Genomic DNA, 17,653 nt, shown 5'->3' with positions numbered 1-17,653 from the left:
ACCGTGCCGTGGCATGAGCGATCACCGAGCGGAATTCTCCAAGCGTCTTGCGGCAGCAATGCGGGCAAAGGGGTATGAATCGCGGCCGTCAGTGCTAGCCACTCAGTTCAATACGCGCTTCCGCGGCCCTTCCGTCACCTTTCAGACCGCTTGGCGATGGCTGAATGGACAAGCCATTCCCCAGCCGGACAAGCTGACCGTGCTCGCCGACTGGTTGCGCGTTGATCGTGGGCTCCTGGGTTTCGGTGAAATGGAGCCTCACCGCGGTGCCGGCAAACACGTCAAGGAAAGTACTGCTTCATACGATGCAGATGAGCTGGTCGACGCGATCCATGCGCTGCCGGCTGCGCACCGCCAACTGGTGCGCGACCTGGTTGCGGCGCTTGCCGGTACACCTTCGCGCAAACGCTCCGCCTGATTGCTCCCGCCTCGACGCACGGCCATGTCCGGCACCCATCGCGCCCGTGCGACTCGCGCACTGCAAGGCGCACCGCTAAGCTGCGTGCTGTTTCCGTTCCACCAGCAGCCATGACCACTGCCAACGACCGCGCCACCACCCGCCTCGCCTGGGTCCGCAGCATCCTCGGCGATCCCGCGCTGACGCTCGAATCCGCCTCGGCGGATGCCAGCTTCCGCAGCTACTGGCGCACGCAACACCAGGGCCGCAGCTGGATCGTGATGGATTCGCCGCCGGCGCAGGAGGATCCGCGGCCGTGGCTGGAGATCGGCGAACGACTCGCCGCGGCCGGCCTGCATGTGCCAGCGGTGCGCGCGCAGGATCTGCAGCAGGGTTTCCTGCTGATCGAGGATCTCGGTTCGAGGTTGTACCTGCCCGCATTGAACGACGGCACGGTGGATGCGTTGTACGGTGACGCGCTGGAAGCACTGCTGCGCATGCAGCGCGACGTGGACGTGACCGGCATGCAGCCGTACGACCGCGCCTTCCTGCAGCGCGAGCTGGAGATCATGCCGGAGTGGTTCCTCGGCCGGCATCTCGGACACCTCCCCGACTGCGATGAATGGGATGTACTGGAAGCGGCATTCACCCTGCTGCTGCACAACGCACTGGTGCAGCCGCACTGCTTCGTGCACCGCGACTACCACAGTCGCAACCTGCTGATCGTGGATCACGACAGTCCGCAGGGCATCACGACAAGACTCCCGAACCCCGGCATCATCGATTTTCAGGGTGCGCTGGTTGGCCCGATCACCTACGATCTCGCTTCGCTGCTGCGCGACTGCTACATCGTGTGGAACCGCGCTCGCGTGGAGGGCTGGGTGGATGACTACCGCCAGCGCTTGCAGGCCGCGCAACTGATCGACGCCGAGGTGGACTGCGTGCAATTCCTGCGCTGGTTCGACCTGACCGGCCTGCAGCGCCACATCAAGGTGCTCGGTATCTTCTGCCGGCTGTGCTATCGCGATGGCAAGCAGGATTATCTCGATGACCTGCCGCGGGTGTACGACTACGTGATCGAGGTGGCGAGCGGTTATCCCGAGCTGGCCGAGTTTGCTGCCTTGCTCCGGCGCTGCGTCGGCACACGCGACCTGCGCCTGCCGGTGACGGCATGAGACACGCGCTGATCTTTGCCGCCGGCTTCGGCGAGCGCATGCGTCCGCTGACCGACCACACGCCCAAGCCGTTGCTGGAAGCGGGCGGCAAGCCGCTGATCGTGTGGCATCTGGAACGGCTGGCTGCGGCTGGCGTGCATTACGTGGCAATCAACACCTCGCACCTGGCCGAACAGTTCCCCGACATGCTGGGCGACGGTTCGCGCTGGGGTCTGCGCATCCGCTATGCCTACGAGGGCACGACGCCGCTGGAAACCGGCGGTGGCATGCTCAACGCGCTGCCGCTGCTCGGCCCGGAGCCCTTCCTGGTAGTCAGCGGCGACGTATGGTGCGATGCCGACCTCGCCACCCTGCCCACCGAGCCGGCCGGTCTCGCGCACCTGCTGATGGTGGACAACCCGCCGCATCATCCGCACGGCGACTTCGCGCTGGACGGTGCGGGCCGGTTGCACGACGACGGATCGCCACGGCTCACCTACAGCGGCATCGGCGTCTATCGGCGCGACTTCGTGGCGCACTGGCAGGCGACGCTCGGCGGCACGCCGGGTGCCGAGGCCACGCCGCCGCGTTTCAGGATCCTTCCGTTGCTGCAGGCCGCGATCGCGGACGGCGCTGTCAGCGGCAGCCACCACCGTGGCGCATGGACCGACGTGGGCACGCCGGGACGACTTCGGCAGCTGGACGAATCGCTGCGCAATTAGCGCAACAGGCCACTCGCCAACAGAAAGGCCCGGTGCAGACCGGGCCTTTCGTGTTTGCATGGATCGGCCGCCTACGCTTACGGACGACGTGCCAGCTCCGGGTTTTCCTTGGTGACCGGCATCAGGTCCTTCTTCGACACGCCCAGCCACAGCAGGATCGGGCTGGCGACGAAGATCGACGACAGCGTGCCGACCAGGATGCCGATCAGCATGGTCACGGCGAAGCCGTGCACCACCGGACCGCCGAAGATGTACAGCGCGCCCATGGTGATCGCGGTGAACAGCGAGGTGATGATGGTTCGCGACAACGTGTTGTTGATCGAACGGTTGAGGATGTCTTCCGGCTCGGCCTTGCGCGCCAGCCGGAACAGCTCGCGGATACGGTCGAACACCACTACCTTGTCGTTGATCGAGTAGCCGATCACCGCCAGCACCGAGGCCAGCACGGTCATGTCGAACTCGCGCTGCACCAACGCCAGGATGCCCAGCGTCACCAGCACGTCGTGCACCTCGGTGGCCACCGCGGCGATCGCGAAGCGGCGCTCGAAGCGGATCCACAGGTAGGCCATGATGCCGAGGATCACGAATACCGCGGCCACGGTGCCGTCGCTGCGCAACTCTGCGCCGACTTCCGAGCCGACGTAGTCGCGACTCTTCAGCTTGGCATCGGGGCGCGCCGCCTGCAGCATCTTGAGGACATCGGCGGAGATGGTGTCCAGGTTGACCTTGCCATCGACCTGCGGCGAGGCCTTGTCGTCCTTCGGCTGCATGCGGATCGACACCTCGCGGGTGCCGCCAAGGCTCTGCACCACGGCGTGGTCGAGGCCACCCTTGTCAAGCGCCGCGCGCACATCGGCAATCTGCACCGACTGGTCGTAGTCGACCACCATCGAGACGCCACCGGTGAAATCCAGGCCGTAATTGAGGCCTTTGGTCGCAATCAGCACCACCGAGGCGACCATCAGGAAGATGGCGATGGCGATGCTGTATTTGCGCATCCCCAGGAACGGGATGTTGCTGTCGTGATTGAAGATTTCCATGTGGGCATTCTCTATGCGGAAATCCGTTTCCGGGGTAAAGCGGCCATCCATGGCCGCACGTTTCAATAAAAGCCCTTACACCGACAGCGTCTTGAGCTTGCGGTTGCCGTGGATCAGCGCAGTGAACGCATGAGTCAGCGTCACCGATGTGAACAGCGAGGTCAGGATGCCGATCATCAGCGTCACACCGAAGCCCTTGATCGCACCGGTGCCCATCGTGGTCAGCGCCAGCGCGGCGATCAGGTGGGTGACGTTGGCGTCGAGAATGGTCGACCACGCTTTCTCGTAACCGGCGCGGATCGCCGCGTGCGGCGTGGAGCCGTTGCGCAACTCCTCTCGCACGCGTTCGCAGATCAGCACGTTCGCATCGATTGCCATGCCGAGGGTCAGCACGATACCGGCGACACCGGGCATGGTCAGGGTCACCCCGATCAGCGACATCACCGCCACCAGGATCACCAGGTTGAAGAACAGCGCGATGTCGGCGACCAGGCCGAACAGCTTGTAGTAGATCGCCGCCGCCAGCAGCACGAGTGCCAGACCAAGCAGCACCGCCTTGAAGCCCTTGTCGATATTGTCCTGACCGAGGCTGGCACCGATCACGCGCTCCTCCACGATGTCGACCGGCGCGGCGAGCGCACCGCCCTTGAGCAGCAAGGCCAGGTCGGACGCTTCCTTCGGACTGGCCAGGCCGGTGGTCTGGAACTGCTTGCTGAAGGCCCCCTGGATGGTGGCGTCGTTGATCACCGATTCGGTGATCTTCGGCGTGCGCACTTCCTTGCCGTCCACCATCTTGGTCTCGGTGACGCGCTCGACGTACACCACCGCCATCGGCTTCTGGATGTTGGCGTTGGTGAAATCCCCCATTTTCTTCGCGCCAGCGGCATTGAGGGTCACACTGACCATCGGCGTGCCGGACTGCTGATCGACACCCGAGGCGGCGTCCACCAGCTCATTGCCGGTCACGATGATGCGCTTGCTCACCAGCACCGGAACCGGCGGGTTGGTGCCGCGCATGTAGAACAGGTTGGCATCCGGCGGGATGTTGCCGGTGCGCGCGGCTTCCTGCGCCGCCGGGTCACCGGGCTGGCCGATGCCGGCGCGGTACTGCAGTGTCGCGGTGGCGCCGATCAGGCGCTTCGCCTCGGCCGGGTCCTGCACGCCGGCCAGCTCGACGACGATGCGGCTTTCACCCTGCTGCTGGATCAGCGGCTCGGACACGCCCAGCGCGTTGATGCGGTTGCGCAGCGTGCCCAGGTTCTGGGTGATCGTGCTGCGCGACAGGTCACGCAGCTTCTCCGGCTTCACCGAGGCATTGAGCACGAAGCGGTCGCCGGTGCTGGGGCCGTTCGCCACCAGCAGATCGGTGTATTCGTTGGCAATCGCATCGGACGCCTTGGAGCGGTCGTCGGCCGAACGCAGGATCACGGCAATGCCCTGGCCGCGCACGGCATTGCGCGCCACCGACTCGTAACGGATGTTCTTGTCGCGCAACAGGCTGCGGATATCGTCCGCGTAGCTGTTTTCCTGCTTGTCGATGACGTCGTTCTCGTCGACCTGCATCAGGAAGTGCACGCCACCCTGCAAGTCGAGGCCCAGCGGCATCGAACGCGCACCGATCACGCGCAACCAGCCGGGCACCGTCGACTGCAGCTTGAATGCCACCGTATAACCGTCGCCCAGCACCGCCTTCATGGCATCCGCGCCGCTTTTCTGCACGTCGCTGTTGGCAAAGGTCGCCAGCAGATGATCGCCCTGCACGCTCACTTCGCCTGCAACAATGTGCTGCGTGGCCAGTGCCGCCGCGACCTTCTGCTGGATGGACTGGTCGATCGGCGGCGCATCGCGATTGGCGGTGACCTGCACGGCCGGCAGCGGGATAAATGCATTCGGCAGTGCGTAGATGATGCCGAACAGCATCACCAGTGCGACCAGCGCGTACTTCCAGCGGGGAAAATCACTCATGCCCTGAATCCATCAAAGCCGCGGCAACAGCCCGCAGCGGTAGCAACAATCGGGATAATGGTCGCGTGACAGGCAGCCGCCGGGCGGCGCCTCGCATCGGTCGATCAGACGGCTTTCAGCGAGCCCTTGGGCAATACCTGCTGGACCGCCCCTTTCTGCACCTTGACCTTGACGTTGGCGGCGATCTCGACCGTGATGAAGGTCTCGCCCACCTCGTCCACGCGCCCGGCGATGCCGCCGTTGGTGACCACCTCGTCACCCTTGGACAGACCGGCAACCAGCTCGCGATGTTCCTTCTGCCGCTTCATCTGCGGACGGATCATCATGAAATACATCAGGCCGAACAGCACCACCATCATGATGATCATGGACATGCCGCCACCGGCGGGCTGTGCTGCCGCAGCCTGGGCGAGCACGGGGGAGATCGGAAAACTCATCGGTTTGTCTCGCAAGTTATGGCGCCAGCAGGGATTTCAGCTGAACGCCCGATAAAAGATCGTCGATTATGCCATGCGCCCTCACGGCATGCACGGCGACTCATGGCACCCCGGACCCTGTGCCATTTCGTATTGTGGGCACCGCCTGCCCGTTGCAAGCCCGTCCAGGCCGGATCGGGCGGAGGCGGCGCCCCGTTGTCGCCACGCGTCAGTCCCCCGGCGGCGGCGTGGCATCGACCATCCGCCGGGCGTAGAACTCCACCACGAAGGCATCCAGCCTGCGGCCGGCAATGGCCTCGCGCAGGCCCGCCATCAGGCGCTGGTAGTAGCGCAGGTTGTGGATGGTGGCGAGCTGGCTGCCGAGGATCTCGTTGCAGCGGTCGAGGTGGCGCAGATAGGCACGACTGAAACCATGACTGCAGGCGTAGCAGTCGCAGCCCTCTTCGATCACGCCGGTGTCGGTGGCGTACTTGGCATTGCGGATGCGCAGCGTGCCCTCGGCAGTGAACAGGAAGCCGTTGCGCGCGTTGCGGGTCGGCATCACGCAGTCGAACATGTCGATGCCGCGGCGCACCGCCTCGACGATGTCCTCCGGACGGCCCACGCCCATCAGGTAACGCGGCTTGTCGACCGGCAGCAACGGCACGGTGAAATCCAGCGCGTGGTTGCGCTCGGCCTCCGGCTCGCCGACCGCCAGGCCGCCGACCGCATAGCCGTCGAAGCCGATCTTCACCAGCCCAGCCGCGGAGCGCTGGCGCAGGTTCTCGTACACGCTGCCCTGCACGATGCCGAACAGCGCATTCGGCGGCTTTGAATCGACACGTTGCAGGTCATCGAATGCCCGGCGCGAGCGTTCGGCCCAGCGCAGCGACAGCTCCATCGAATCGGACGCCACTTTCTCAGTCGCCGGATACGGTGTGCACTCGTCAAAGATCATCGCGATGTCCGAGTCCAGCGTCTTCTGGATCTGCATCGACACTTCCGGCGACAGGAACACCTTCGAACCGTCGACCGGCGAGGCAAACGTCACGCCCTCCTCGGTGATCTTGCGCTTGTGCGCCAGCGAGAACACCTGGAAGCCGCCCGAGTCGGTGAGGATGGGTTTGTCCCAACCAATGAACTTGTGCAGTCCGCCGAACTTCTCGACGATCTCCAGCCCCGGCCGCAGGAACAGGTGGAATGTGTTGCCCAGGATGATCTCGGCACCGGTCTCGGTGACGTCGCGCGGCGTCATCGCCTTGACCGACCCATAGGTGCCCACCGGCATGAACGCCGGCGTCTCCACCGCGCCGCGGGCAAAGCTGAGGCGGCCGCGGCGGGCAGCGCCGTCGGTGGCGAGCAGATCGAAATTCATGGCAGTCATCCGCCCAGTTTAACCGTTGCCACCACTCAGCAGCCCTGCGGCAGGATCAGCATGGCATCGCCATAGGAGAAGAAGCGGTATTGCTGCTCGACCGCGTGGCGATACGCGTCGAGCATGAACTCGCGGCCGGCCAGTGCCGACACCAGCATCAGCAGGGTCGATTGCGGCAGATGGAAGTTGGTGAGCAGCCCGTCGATGCTGCTGAAGTGGTAGCCGGGGAAGATGAAGATCTGCGTCTCACCCGAAAACGGATGCAGCTCGCCGTCCTTGCTGGCGCTTTCCAGCGCACGTACCACGGTGGTGCCGACGGCAATCACCCGGCCACCGTTCGCGCGCGTACGACGGATCTGCCCGATCAGATGGGCACCGACGTTCAGCCACTCGCGGTGCATGTGGTGATCCTTCAGATCGTCCGCACGCACCGGCTGGAACGTGCCGGCGCCCACATGCAGGGTGATGTAGCCGAACTCGATGCCGCGTTCGCGCAACATCGCCAGCATGGCTTCGTCGAAATGCAGCCCGGCGGTCGGCGCGGCCACGGCACCGGGTTCGCGCGCGAACACGGTCTGGTAGCGCTCCATGTCGCTGGCGTCGGCATGCCGCTCGATGTAGGGCGGCAGCGGCATCTCGCCGAGCTTGAGCAGCAGCTTTTCCAACGGTTCCGGCGCCTCGAAATGCAGCCGGAAGAAACCTTCGTCACGTCCCAGCACCACCGCATGGCTGCCGTCGGCCAGTTCGATCCGGCCACCCTCCTTCGGTTTCTTGCTGACGCCGAGCTGCACCGTGGCCTCGTGCGCACCGGTGACCCGCTCGATCAGGATCTCGACCGCACCGCCACTTTCCTTGCGCCCGTACAGGCGTGCCGGCAGAACGCGGGTGTCGTTGAACACCAGCAGGTCGCCGGGCCGCAGGAACCCGGGCAACTCACGGAACATGCGGTCCTGCCGCGACTGCGCCGCCACATCGAGCAGCAGCATCCGGCTGGCCGAACGCTCGGGCAACGGCGCCTGCGCGATCAGCTCGGGGGGCAGTTCAAAATCGAAATCGGACTTCTTCAAGGAGTACTCGGCCAGCCGGCGGAAACGGGACATTATCCCGCAGCACGCCGGCCCTTGTGCATTTCGCTACAGCCAGCCCTTCTGCCGCGCCAGCCGGTACGCCTCGATGCGATTGGCGACGCCGAGCTTGCCGATCGCCTCGGACAGGTAATTGCGCACGGTGCCATGTGACAGGTTCAACTGCGTGGCGATGTCGCCGGCAGACTGGCCTTCGCCGGCCAACCGCAACACCTGGCGCTCACGGTCGTTCAACGGGTCGGCTTCCGACCACGCCTCCAGGGCGAGCTGCGGATCGATGGCGCGACCGCCACGATGGATGGTGCGCAGTGCCTCGGCAAGATTTTCGGCAGGCGCATCCTTGAGCAGATAACCGGACACGCCGGCATCCAGTGCACGACGCAGGAAACCTGGTCTGGCGAAGGTGGTGACGATGATCACCTTGATCGGCAGCTCCTGGCGCTGGATACGCTGCGCCAGCTCCAGCCCGGTCAGGCCGGGCATCTCGATGTCGGTGACCAGCACGTCCGGCTTGAGTCGCTGCAGCTCGCGCCACGCCGCCTCGCCGTCGGCAGCCGAACCGAGTACCTCGATGTCGGACTCCAGTTTGAGCAGTGCCGACAGGGCACCACGCACCATCGCCTGATCCTCGGCCAGCAACACGCGAATCATGCCATTACCTGCTCATCCAAAAAGGAGCTGGCCCAGGACCAGCGTCGCGGCGATCAAGCCGCAGGATATTCCGGTGCAGCACGCACCGGCGACGTGGCAGCCGGCGGATTCCGCGACGTCTCCACCAGACGCAGCACCGGCACCGGCACAACCACCCGCAGGCGCGTGCCGTTGCCGCGCGGCGACTCGATGGTCAGGTTGCCCCCCATGGCACGTACGCGCTCGCGCATGCCGCAGATGCCGTTGCCGTCGCTGGTGACACCACCCAGACCGTTGTCGTTGATCTGCATGCAGGCGTTGGCATGTTCGCGCACCAGTTCGACCTGTACACGGCTGGCACCGGCGTGACGGGCAATATTGGTGACCGCTTCACGCAACACCAGCGACAGGCCGCGCTCGATCTCGACAGGCAGATCCACCGGCAGCGAACCGTACTCCAGATGCACGCGCGAGGATTCCAGCAACAAGCGCGCCGAGGCCAGTTCGGCGGCCAGATCGGTGGCACGGATGCCGGTGACCGCGCTGCGCACTTCGGCCAGCGCATGACGCGCGACCTTCTCGGCCTCCTCCACTTCGCGTCGGGCCGCGTCGACATCGCGGTCAAACAACTTGCGCGACAGTTCCAGCTTCAGCGTGATCAGTGAAAGCGTATGCCCCAGCAGGTCGTGCAGATCGCGCCCGATCCGCTCGCGCTCCGCCGTCGCGGCAAGCCGGCGCACTTCGTCATGCGAAAGGCTCAGTGCCGCGTCTTTCTCCTTGTTGAGATGCTCGACCGCGACAATGGTACAGACGGCGAAGACCGTGGTCGGCATGATCACCAGCAGCGACGAGGGATAGCCAATCCACCACGCCAGCCCCACATAGACTGCGTTGAGCAGCAGCACCTGGATCACCAGGTTGCGAAGCTGCCGCATGTCGCAATGGGCCAGCATCACGCAGGCATAAACGAAATAGCTGAGGCCGCTCGGATACCAGCGCATCAAGCCGAAGCACAACGCCGCCATGCCCCACGCATAGAAATGCGCCGTGCGCCGCGGCGCCAGCTGGACCTTGGCGAACAGCAGCAGGAACACCGGATACGAACCCAGCGTGAACAGCAGCCAGCTCAGGGTGTAACCGCGCAAGCCATTACCGAACAGCGGCGTGATGAAGATCCAGAACGACCACAGCAAGTGCACGCTGTCGGCCCATGGCGACTTGCCGCGGCGAATGTCTTCGGCCACATCGGAATCCGGGGCCGGGGCAAACCAACGGGCGATGAAGGCTGGAATCATGCTGTGGCCGACCGCTGCTGGATGGACATGCCTGGCATCCTACTTCAACCGTTCCGGCGCAGGCGCCGCGCCGCCAGCAGCAGGAACCCGACGGCGAACCCGCACAACGTCAGTACGTGCGGCAACAACGGCCCCTGTTTCATGCCCACCGCCGCCAGCGCCAGCTGGTCGAGGTGGTAGCTGGGCCATATCGGCGCGATCTGCTGCAGGAACTTCGGCAACATCGGCAACGGGAACCACAGGCCGGACATGAACGACATCGGCAGATAGATCAGCTGCAGCATGCCGGGCGCGCCCTGGCCCTTGATCAGGGTGCCGACGAACATGCCCAGCGCGCAGAACGGCAGCACGCCGAATGCACCGGTGAGCAACAGCGCACCGGCTTGGGACAGGCTCAACGTCACATGCCCCAGCAGCAGAGCCATGGCCAACAGCAACAGGATGACCACGGTGGCGGCAGCCATCGCCATCAGCATCTTGCCAAGCAGATATGCTCCCGGAGGCATCGGCAGCGCTCGCTTGAAGGTCAGCAGACCACCGTCACGCTCGAGTGCCAACGATACGCCGAAGCCGAACAGGCCGGGGCTCATCACGCCGAACACACCGTAGCTGGCCAGCAGGTAGCGCGCCGCATCGGGGCCATTCGACTTGGCCATCAATACGCCGAACAGCAGGTAGAACATCGCGGGAAACAACATGATCGGCAGCATGAAACCGGGTGCACGCATGTAGCGCAGGCATTCGCTGCGTGCCTCTTCCAGATAGGCGCCGATGATGCGACGGCGCGGCATCGCCGTGTCAGGTGCCAGTTCGCCGATAGACATGATGGTTTCCATTTCAGGCAGCCTCGCGCTGTTCGTTGACCGACGCCTCGCCGGCATCACGGGTGAGTTCGGTGAAGGCCTCGGCCAGACCGGCCCGCTGCACTTCCAGTTCACGCAGATGGTGGTCGGCGTCGAGCAATCGACGTACCACGAGTTCTGCATCGGCGGCGGTGATGTGCAGGCGCTCCTCGTCCCGGCGTACTTCACTGACTTCGGGCCAGCCACGCACCACGTCGGCCGGCAGCGCGCTCAGGCAGCGGATTCGCTTCATCGCCACCCGCGCACGCAGCTCGTCGACCGTGCCCTCATGGATCACCCGGCCATGCGCCATCACGCACACACGGTCGGCGAGTGCCTCGGCCTCTTCCAGGTAATGTGTGGTCAGCAGCACCGAGCAACCTTCGGCAATCAGCTGGCGTATCGCTGCCCACAGCTTCTGTCGCGCCTCGATATCCATGCCCACGGTGGGCTCGTCCAGGAACAGCAGCTCGGGCCGGCCACACAAGGCCAGTGCAAACTGCACCCGCCGCTGCTGGCCGCCGGAAAGCTTCGCATAGGGTCGCTTGAGCAGGTCGGCGACACCGGCCAGTTCGGCGGTTTCCGGCAGGGTCCGCGGCACCGGGTAATAGCTGGCGGTCAGTCGCAGCAGCTCGCCTACCCGCAACGTTGCCGGCAGCTCGGCGTTCTGCAGCATCACGCCGATGCGCCGGCGTGCCTCGATCCGCTGCGGATCCTGTCCGAACAGCTCGACCGTGCCGGCATCCGCACGGATCAACCCCAGCAGCAGGCCGATCGCCGTGGTCTTGCCGGCACCGTTGGGGCCAAGCAGCGCGAGCAGTTCGCCGCGCCGCAGCTGCAGATGGGCACCATCCAGCGCGGTTAGGGTGGCATAGCGCTTGACGGCACCATCGAGACGGGCCAGCGGGTCGTTGGCATGTGGCATGGGGATCTCCTCCAGTGCCATCCATCCTGCGCGGGGCAAGGCGCGGCGGGCAGTCGCCGGCGTCAGCCATCGGGGGTGACAGCCGTCACCTGCCGCCCTGGCACGGGGTTACGGCCGCCGGCGTCGCAAGGTATCCTGTGAGGGATAAAGCCGTCCGGAAGATATTGATTGACGGCCTGAAATGTCTGAAAGCATTGAGAAAATACGGTCGAAGCGTGCTTCCTCAATGCTTCACTAATGTCCGCCAGTCCGGCCCTGCGTGCCGCCCGGCGAAGCTACGGAGGATTCATCATGGGCGTGATCAACCAGCTGCGCGAACTGCGCGAATTCGGCGGCAAGCCGCGGACCACCGGTCTGGACGATGCCAGCATCGAGCGCATGGCGGCGAACGATCCCCTGCTGGTCCAGGCGATTGCCGAAGCCGTGGCACGCCACCGCGAATTGCGCGGCGAGCTGGCAGACTTCCTCAAGCTGGATGAAGCCGAGCAGCTCGCCCAGGCCCAGGCCAGCTTCGTCAACTTCTACCCGGACGACGCGATCAACCCGTACCTGGCGGCGGCTGCGCGCGGTCCCTGGGTGGTCACCCTGAAAGGTGCCGTGGTGCATGACAACGGCGGCTACGGCATGCTCGGCTTCGGCCACAACGATCCGGCGATCCTCGAAGCGCTGAGCCGCCCGCAGGTGATGGCCAACGTGATGTCGCCCAGCGTGTCGCAGCTGCAATTCACCGCCGCGCTCAACAAGGAGCTCGGCCGCAACCGTGGCGGCAGTCCGTATGCACGCTACCTGTGCCTGAATTCCGGCTCGGAGTCGGTCTCGCTGGCCTGCCGCATTGCCGATGTCAATGCCAAGCTGATGACCGACACCGGTGCCCGCTATGCCGGCCGCACGATCAAGCGGCTTGCGGTGAAAGGTGCATTCCACGGCCGTACCGACAAGCCGGCGCTGTACTCCGATTCCAGCCGCAAGACCTACCAGCAGCATCTTGCCAGCTACCGGCACGAGGACACCCTGCTCACCGTTGCGCCGTATGACATCGCGCAGCTGGAAGCGGCATTTGCCGACGCCGACCGGCACGGCTGGTTCATCGAGGCGATGTTCCTGGAGCCGGTGATGGGCGAAGGCGATCCGGGCCGTGCGGTGACCCCGGAGTTCTACAAGGCGGCACGCGCACTGACCGAGGCACACGGCACCCTGCTGCTGGTCGATTCGATCCAGGCCGGCCTGCGCGCGCATGGCGTGCTGTCGATCACCGACTACCCGGGCTTCGAGAAGCTGCCGGCGCCGGACATGGAGACCTTCTCCAAGGCGCTCAACGGCGGCCAGTATCCGCTGTCCGTGCTGGCCGTCAGCGCGCGCACCGCCGGCCTGTACCGCAAGGGCATCTACGGCAACACCATGACCGCGAACCCGCGGGCGCTGGACGTGGCGCTGGCCACGATCGGTCAACTGAGCGATGACGTGCGCAACAACATCCGCGAGCGCGGCAGGGAATTCGTCGACAAGCTCAATGCGCTGAAGAACGAACTGGGCGGCCTGATCACCAAGGTGCAGGGCACCGGCCTGCTGTTCTCCTGCGAGCTGGCGCCCGAGTACAAGTGCTATGGCGCCGATTCCACCGAGGAGTACATGCGCGAGCACGGTGTGGGCGTGATCCACGGCGGCGTCAACTCGCTGCGCTTCACCCCGCACTTCAACGTCACCAGTGCCGAAATCGACCTGGTCGTGGCGCATGTGCGCAAGGCGTTGCTGGAAGGTCCACGCAAGGCCAAGGCCGAAGCGGCCTGATCGCTTCCCAAGCTCCGGCAACCTGAGCAGATGCTTTGCTCAGACCCTGGCTACGGCAATGCAGTCAGGCTGCGTTGCCGTAGATGAATATTGTGTGCATCCGATACCTGGCAACCTTCCATGGCAGTCGTCAGCCGGCATAGACTTGCCTCGCCGGCAGCTGCCGGTCACCTAGGGAGGACTCCACCATGTCGATCTCACTACGCCTGCTGGCCATCAGCGCCGCTTTCGCCTTTGCGGGCGCTGCCATCGCCGCGGCACCGCAGGCCAGCACGACCGCCCCTGCCGCCAAGACGCTCAGTTCATCGCAGCAGCGCATGTCCGATTGCAACAAACAGGCTACCGGCAAGAAAGGGGCCGACCGCAAGACGTTCATGAGTTCCTGCCTGAAGGGTGAAAGCACCGCCGCAGCGGCACCTGCCGCAGCCGCACCGATGTCGGCCAAGCAGACCCAGCAGGAAAAGATGAAGAGCTGCAACGCCGACGCCAAGCTCAAGGCACCCACCGGCGCGGCGCACAAGGCATTCATGAGCAGCTGTCTGAAAGGTGGCGCCAGCGCCCCCGCCACACCGTAATACCCTGACTGTATCGGCTACTGCACACGCAAGCATGCTCATGCGTGCGTGTGCAGGGCCGCTTCGCTAAGCTCCCTGACTGTCGCGCACCATGCGCTGCCGTTGAAGACAGTCACCCATGAAGATCGTCGAAGTCCGCCATCCGCTGATCCAGCACAAGCTCGGCCTGATGCGCCACGCCGGCATCAGCACCAAGGAGTTCCGCGAGCTGGCTTCCGAGGTGGCCGCACTGCTCACCTACGAAGCCACCAAGGACCTGGAAACCATCGCGGAGCAGATCCACGGCTGGGCCGGCCCGCTGCAGGTACGGCGGATCAAGGGCAAGAAGATCACCATCGTGCCGATCCTGCGCGCCGGTCTCGGCATGCTGCCCGGCGTGCTCGACATGATCCCCTCGGCCAAGGTCAGCGTGGTCGGTGTGCAGCGCGACGAGCAGACGCTGAAACCCGTCGCCTATTACGAAAAGCTCAGCGGGCGCATGGACGAACGCATCGCGCTTATCGTCGACCCGATGCTTGCTACCGCCGGCACCCTGATCGCTGCCGTCGACATGCTCAAAGCGGCCGGCTGCAAACGCATCAAGGGGCTGTTCCTGGTCGCCGCGCCGGAGGGCCTCAAGCGCATCGAGGCCGTCCATCCGGACATCGAGATCTACACCGCATCGATCGACGAGCGCCTCAACGAGCACGGCTATATCCTGCCCGGCCTCGGCGACGCCGGCGACAAGATCTTCGGTACCAAGCAACTGCCGGCGAACGATTGAACGAAGCCTCGAATAACCATCTATCGTCATTCCGGCGAAGGCCGGGATCGCTTCACAACGGCGAAGCTGTCACGCCGGGATGATGGCATCGGGGATCTTTCGGGGTTCCCTGAGGCAGCTGCGTTGTAGGGCGGGCATTGCCCGCTGCGTCGGGGCCTTAAGGAAAAGCCGTCGTCATTACCCGTCCTGCCACTCCCGAAGCAATCGGGACTAGCGACCGAAGCGGTCGGTCGCCTCCACCAACTCATGCAGGATGCCCGGTTCGAACGCGGAGTGCCCCGCATCCTGCACGACATGCAAATCGGCCTCCGGCCATGCACGGTGCAGATCCCATGCGCTGCGCAGCGGGCAGACCACGTCGTAGCGCCCTTGCACGATCACCGCCGGAATCTTGCGGATGCGATCGACGTTGCGCAGAAGCTGGTCGTCATGCTCGAAGAAACCGCCGTTGACGAAGTAGTGGCATTCGATGCGCGCGAACGCCAGTGCGAATTCGTCTCCGGCACTGGATTCGATGTGTGACGGATCCTGCCAGAGGAAGCTGGTGGCACCCTCCCACACCGACCAGGCGCGCGCAGCATCGGTACGTGTCTTCGCGTCGGTGCTGGTCAGACGGCGATGGTAGGCACTCATCAGATCGCCGCGCTCGACCTCCGGGATCGCGTCGAGATAGGTTTCCCAGGCATCCGGATACAGCGCGTCGCAACCCTTCTGGTAAAACCACTCCAGCTCCCAGCGGCGCAGCATGAAGATGCCGCGCAACACCAGCTCGGTCACCTTGTCCGGATGTGTCTGCGCATACGCCAACGCCAGTGTGGAGCCCCACGAACCGCCGAATACCTGCCAGCGATCGATTGCCAGATGTCCGCGCAGGCGCTCGATGTCGGCAACCAGATCCCAGGTGGTGTTGTCGGTCAGTTCGGCATGTGGGGTGGACTTGCCGCAGCCGCGCTGGTCGAACAGCACGATGCGGTAGATCGCCGGATCGAAGAAGCGCCGGCACTTCGCGTTGGTGCCGCCACCCGGGCCACCATGCAGGAATACCACCGGCTTGCCGTTCGGGTTGCCGCTCTGCTCGTAGTACAGCGTATGCAGCGCGGATACCTTGAGAAAGCCGCTGTCGAACGGCTCGATCTCGGGGTAAAGCGAACGAAGCGGCGGGGACATGACGGCTCCTCAAGACCAACTGACAAGCCGCCTAGACTAACATGCGCCTCGATTCCGAGCCCTCAGCCGTCCGCAAACAGCTTTCCCGGGTTGAGGATGCCGTTCGGGTCGAACACCTTGCGTACACCCCGCATCAGTGCGATTTCCGCTGCACTGCGCGTGCTCTCCAGATAGTCCCGCTTGACCAGCCCGATGCCGTGCTCCGCCGAAATGCTGCCGCCGTGGCGCTGCAGGGTGGCCGCCAGCAACCTGGTGACATGCTCGCACTGCGCGATGAACGCACCCTCGGCCAAGTCGTCTGGCCGCAACACGTTGATGTGCAGATTGCCGTCGCCGATATGGCCGAACCAGACCACCTCGATCCGTGGATACTCGCGCGTCAACAGCGCCTGCATCTCGTGCAGGAAGGCCGGTACCGCGCTGACCCGCACCGACACGTCGTTCTTGTACGGTCGTCGCGGCGCCAGGCTTTCGGTAATGCCTTCGCGCAGCCGCCATAACGCGGAGGCCTGTGCCTCGCTTTGCGCAATCACGCCATCGCCGACCCAGCCCTGGTCCAGTGCATGTTCGAACGCCGCCAGTGCGGCGTCCTGCGTCCGTTCGTCGGCAGCATCGAACTCGGTCACCACGTAATACGGATAGTCGCCGTCGATGGCGCGCTGCGCGCCATGCGCCAGTACATGCTTCAACGCATGATCGGTGAAGAACTCGAACGCCTGCAGCGTCAGCCGCGCGCGGAACAGCGCAAACACCCGCATCAAGGCATCCATGTCCGGCAACGCCAGCAGCATGACCTGCGACGGCGGCGGCGGATCGGTGAGCTTCAAGGTCGCTTCCACCACGATGCCCAGCGTACCTTCCGAACCGATCAGCAACTGGCGGAAATCGTAGCCGCTGGAGTTCTTGATCAGGCCGCGGTTGAACTCCAGCAGCTCGCCGTTGCCGGCCACCACCTTCAGCCCGGCGATCCACTCGCGCGTATTGCCGTAGCGGATCACCCGGATGCCACCGGCGTTGGTGGCGATATTGCCGCCGATCGAGCATGAGCCCCGCGCAGCGAAATCGACCGGATAGATCAGGTCATGCCCGCGGGCTGCTTCGTGCACGGCCTGCAGGATGATGCCCGGCTGCACTGTAAGCGTCCGATCGACCGCATCGAAATCGAGCACGCGGTTCATCCGCTCCAGGCTCAGCACCAGTTCGCCGTTCGCCGCCACCGCGCCACCAGACAATCCGGTACGGCCGCCGGACGGGACAACTGCCACCCGTTGTTCGTTGGCCCAGCGTACGATCGCCTGCACCTCGTCGATGCTCGTCGGCAAGGCAATTGCCAGCGGTGCCGGCGTCCAGCGCCGGGTCCAGTCACGGCCGTAATGCTCCAGGTCTCCCGCCGTCGTGAGCAGGCGCAAATCGGGCAGCCGGCTGGACAGGTCGGCAAGGCGGACGTCGGACATGCGGGACTCCAGAGTGTCCCCACAGCCTGCCAGCCGCATCGCGTCACGTCCAGTGCTGCA

At 64.8% G+C, this 17,653-nt stretch carries 17 protein-coding genes; 6 read left to right on the top strand and 11 right to left on the bottom strand.

Annotated features, from left to right (window positions below):
• Positions 1 to 13 precede the first annotated feature (13 nt).
• The 3 genes from ACYVKM_RS06155 (at position 14) to murU (ending at position 2,273) form a co-directional block, all read left to right on the top strand.
• Positions 14 to 418 carry a hypothetical protein gene (locus ACYVKM_RS06155; protein WP_460876696.1) on the top strand — a complete coding sequence of 135 codons (405 nt, stop codon included), beginning with the start codon at positions 14 to 16 and terminating at the stop codon, positions 416 to 418.
• A 110-nt stretch (positions 419 to 528) separates the two neighbouring features.
• Positions 529 to 1,572 (top strand): aminoglycoside phosphotransferase family protein, encoded by a 1,044-nt coding sequence (locus ACYVKM_RS06150; protein WP_460876694.1) that lies wholly within the window; start codon positions 529 to 531, stop codon positions 1,570 to 1,572.
• Positions 1,569 to 2,273, top strand: a complete 705-nt coding sequence (gene murU, locus ACYVKM_RS06145) for an N-acetylmuramate alpha-1-phosphate uridylyltransferase MurU (RefSeq protein ID WP_460876693.1) — start codon at positions 1,569 to 1,571, stop codon at positions 2,271 to 2,273. Before ACYVKM_RS06150 ends, murU begins: the two co-directional genes overlap by 4 nt.
• Positions 2,274 to 2,350: 77 nt before the next feature.
• Here murU and secF read toward each other — a convergent pair whose 3' ends face one another.
• The 9 genes from secF to ACYVKM_RS06100 all read right to left on the bottom strand — a co-directional run bounded on the left by secF (position 2,351) and on the right by ACYVKM_RS06100 (position 11,846).
• On the bottom strand, positions 2,351 to 3,313 hold the full coding sequence (gene secF / locus ACYVKM_RS06140) for a protein translocase subunit SecF (protein ID WP_460876692.1): 963 nt from the start codon (positions 3,311 to 3,313) through the stop codon (positions 2,351 to 2,353).
• A 75-nt stretch (positions 3,314 to 3,388) separates the two neighbouring features.
• Positions 3,389 to 5,278, bottom strand: a complete 1,890-nt coding sequence (gene secD / locus ACYVKM_RS06135; protein WP_460876690.1) for a protein translocase subunit SecD — start codon at positions 5,276 to 5,278, stop codon at positions 3,389 to 3,391.
• Positions 5,279 to 5,382: 104 nt separating this feature from the next.
• Positions 5,383 to 5,715, bottom strand: a complete 333-nt coding sequence (gene yajC / locus ACYVKM_RS06130; protein ID WP_460876688.1) for a preprotein translocase subunit YajC — start codon at positions 5,713 to 5,715, stop codon at positions 5,383 to 5,385.
• Positions 5,716 to 5,923: 208 nt separating this feature from the next.
• Positions 5,924 to 7,078 (bottom strand): tRNA guanosine(34) transglycosylase Tgt, encoded by a 1,155-nt coding sequence (tgt, locus tag ACYVKM_RS06125; protein ID WP_460876687.1) that lies wholly within the window; start codon positions 7,076 to 7,078, stop codon positions 5,924 to 5,926.
• A 26-nt stretch (positions 7,079 to 7,104) separates the two neighbouring features.
• Positions 7,105 to 8,169, bottom strand: a complete 1,065-nt coding sequence (queA, locus tag ACYVKM_RS06120) for a tRNA preQ1(34) S-adenosylmethionine ribosyltransferase-isomerase QueA (RefSeq protein ID WP_460876685.1) — start codon at positions 8,167 to 8,169, stop codon at positions 7,105 to 7,107.
• Positions 8,170 to 8,202: 33 nt separating this feature from the next.
• Positions 8,203 to 8,805: a response regulator gene (locus tag ACYVKM_RS06115; RefSeq protein ID WP_460876684.1), complete on the bottom strand. Its 603-nt coding sequence runs from the start codon at positions 8,803 to 8,805 to the stop codon at positions 8,203 to 8,205.
• A 53-nt stretch (positions 8,806 to 8,858) separates the two neighbouring features.
• Entirely contained in the window at positions 8,859 to 10,079 is a 1,221-nt protein-coding gene (locus tag ACYVKM_RS06110) for a sensor histidine kinase (RefSeq protein WP_460876683.1), read from the bottom strand.
• 44 nt (positions 10,080 to 10,123) lie between these two features.
• A complete protein-coding gene (locus tag ACYVKM_RS06105; protein ID WP_460876682.1) occupies positions 10,124 to 10,903 on the bottom strand; it encodes an ABC transporter permease in 780 nt (259 codons plus the stop codon).
• 13 nt (positions 10,904 to 10,916) lie between these two features.
• A complete protein-coding gene (locus ACYVKM_RS06100; RefSeq protein ID WP_460876680.1) occupies positions 10,917 to 11,846 on the bottom strand; it encodes an ABC transporter ATP-binding protein in 930 nt (309 codons plus the stop codon).
• A 291-nt stretch (positions 11,847 to 12,137) separates the two neighbouring features.
• Between ACYVKM_RS06100 and ACYVKM_RS06095 the strand changes: the two genes are divergently transcribed.
• The 3 genes from ACYVKM_RS06095 (at position 12,138) to upp (ending at position 14,972) form a co-directional block, all read left to right on the top strand.
• Positions 12,138 to 13,634, top strand: coding sequence for an aminotransferase class III-fold pyridoxal phosphate-dependent enzyme (locus ACYVKM_RS06095; RefSeq protein ID WP_460876678.1), 1,497 nt, complete (start codon positions 12,138 to 12,140; stop codon positions 13,632 to 13,634).
• Positions 13,635 to 13,822: 188 nt separating this feature from the next.
• Entirely contained in the window at positions 13,823 to 14,209 is a 387-nt protein-coding gene (locus ACYVKM_RS06090) for a PsiF family protein (RefSeq protein ID WP_460876677.1), read from the top strand.
• A 118-nt stretch (positions 14,210 to 14,327) separates the two neighbouring features.
• Positions 14,328 to 14,972 (top strand): uracil phosphoribosyltransferase, encoded by a 645-nt coding sequence (gene upp, locus ACYVKM_RS06085; protein WP_460876676.1) that lies wholly within the window; start codon positions 14,328 to 14,330, stop codon positions 14,970 to 14,972.
• 210 nt (positions 14,973 to 15,182) lie between these two features.
• Here upp and pip read toward each other — a convergent pair whose 3' ends face one another.
• Entirely contained in the window at positions 15,183 to 16,139 is a 957-nt protein-coding gene (pip, locus tag ACYVKM_RS06080) for a prolyl aminopeptidase (RefSeq protein ID WP_460876674.1), read from the bottom strand.
• Between the two features lie 62 nt (positions 16,140 to 16,201).
• The gene (locus ACYVKM_RS06075) at positions 16,202 to 17,593 is read right to left on the bottom strand and encodes an FAD-binding oxidoreductase (RefSeq protein WP_460876672.1); all 1,392 of its coding nucleotides are present in this window, start codon (positions 17,591 to 17,593) and stop codon (positions 16,202 to 16,204) included.
• Positions 17,594 to 17,653 lie beyond the last annotated feature (60 nt).

It is taken from the genome of Rhodanobacter koreensis, from assembly GCF_054782855.1.
This window is presented reverse-complemented; position numbering and strand designations above follow the sequence as displayed.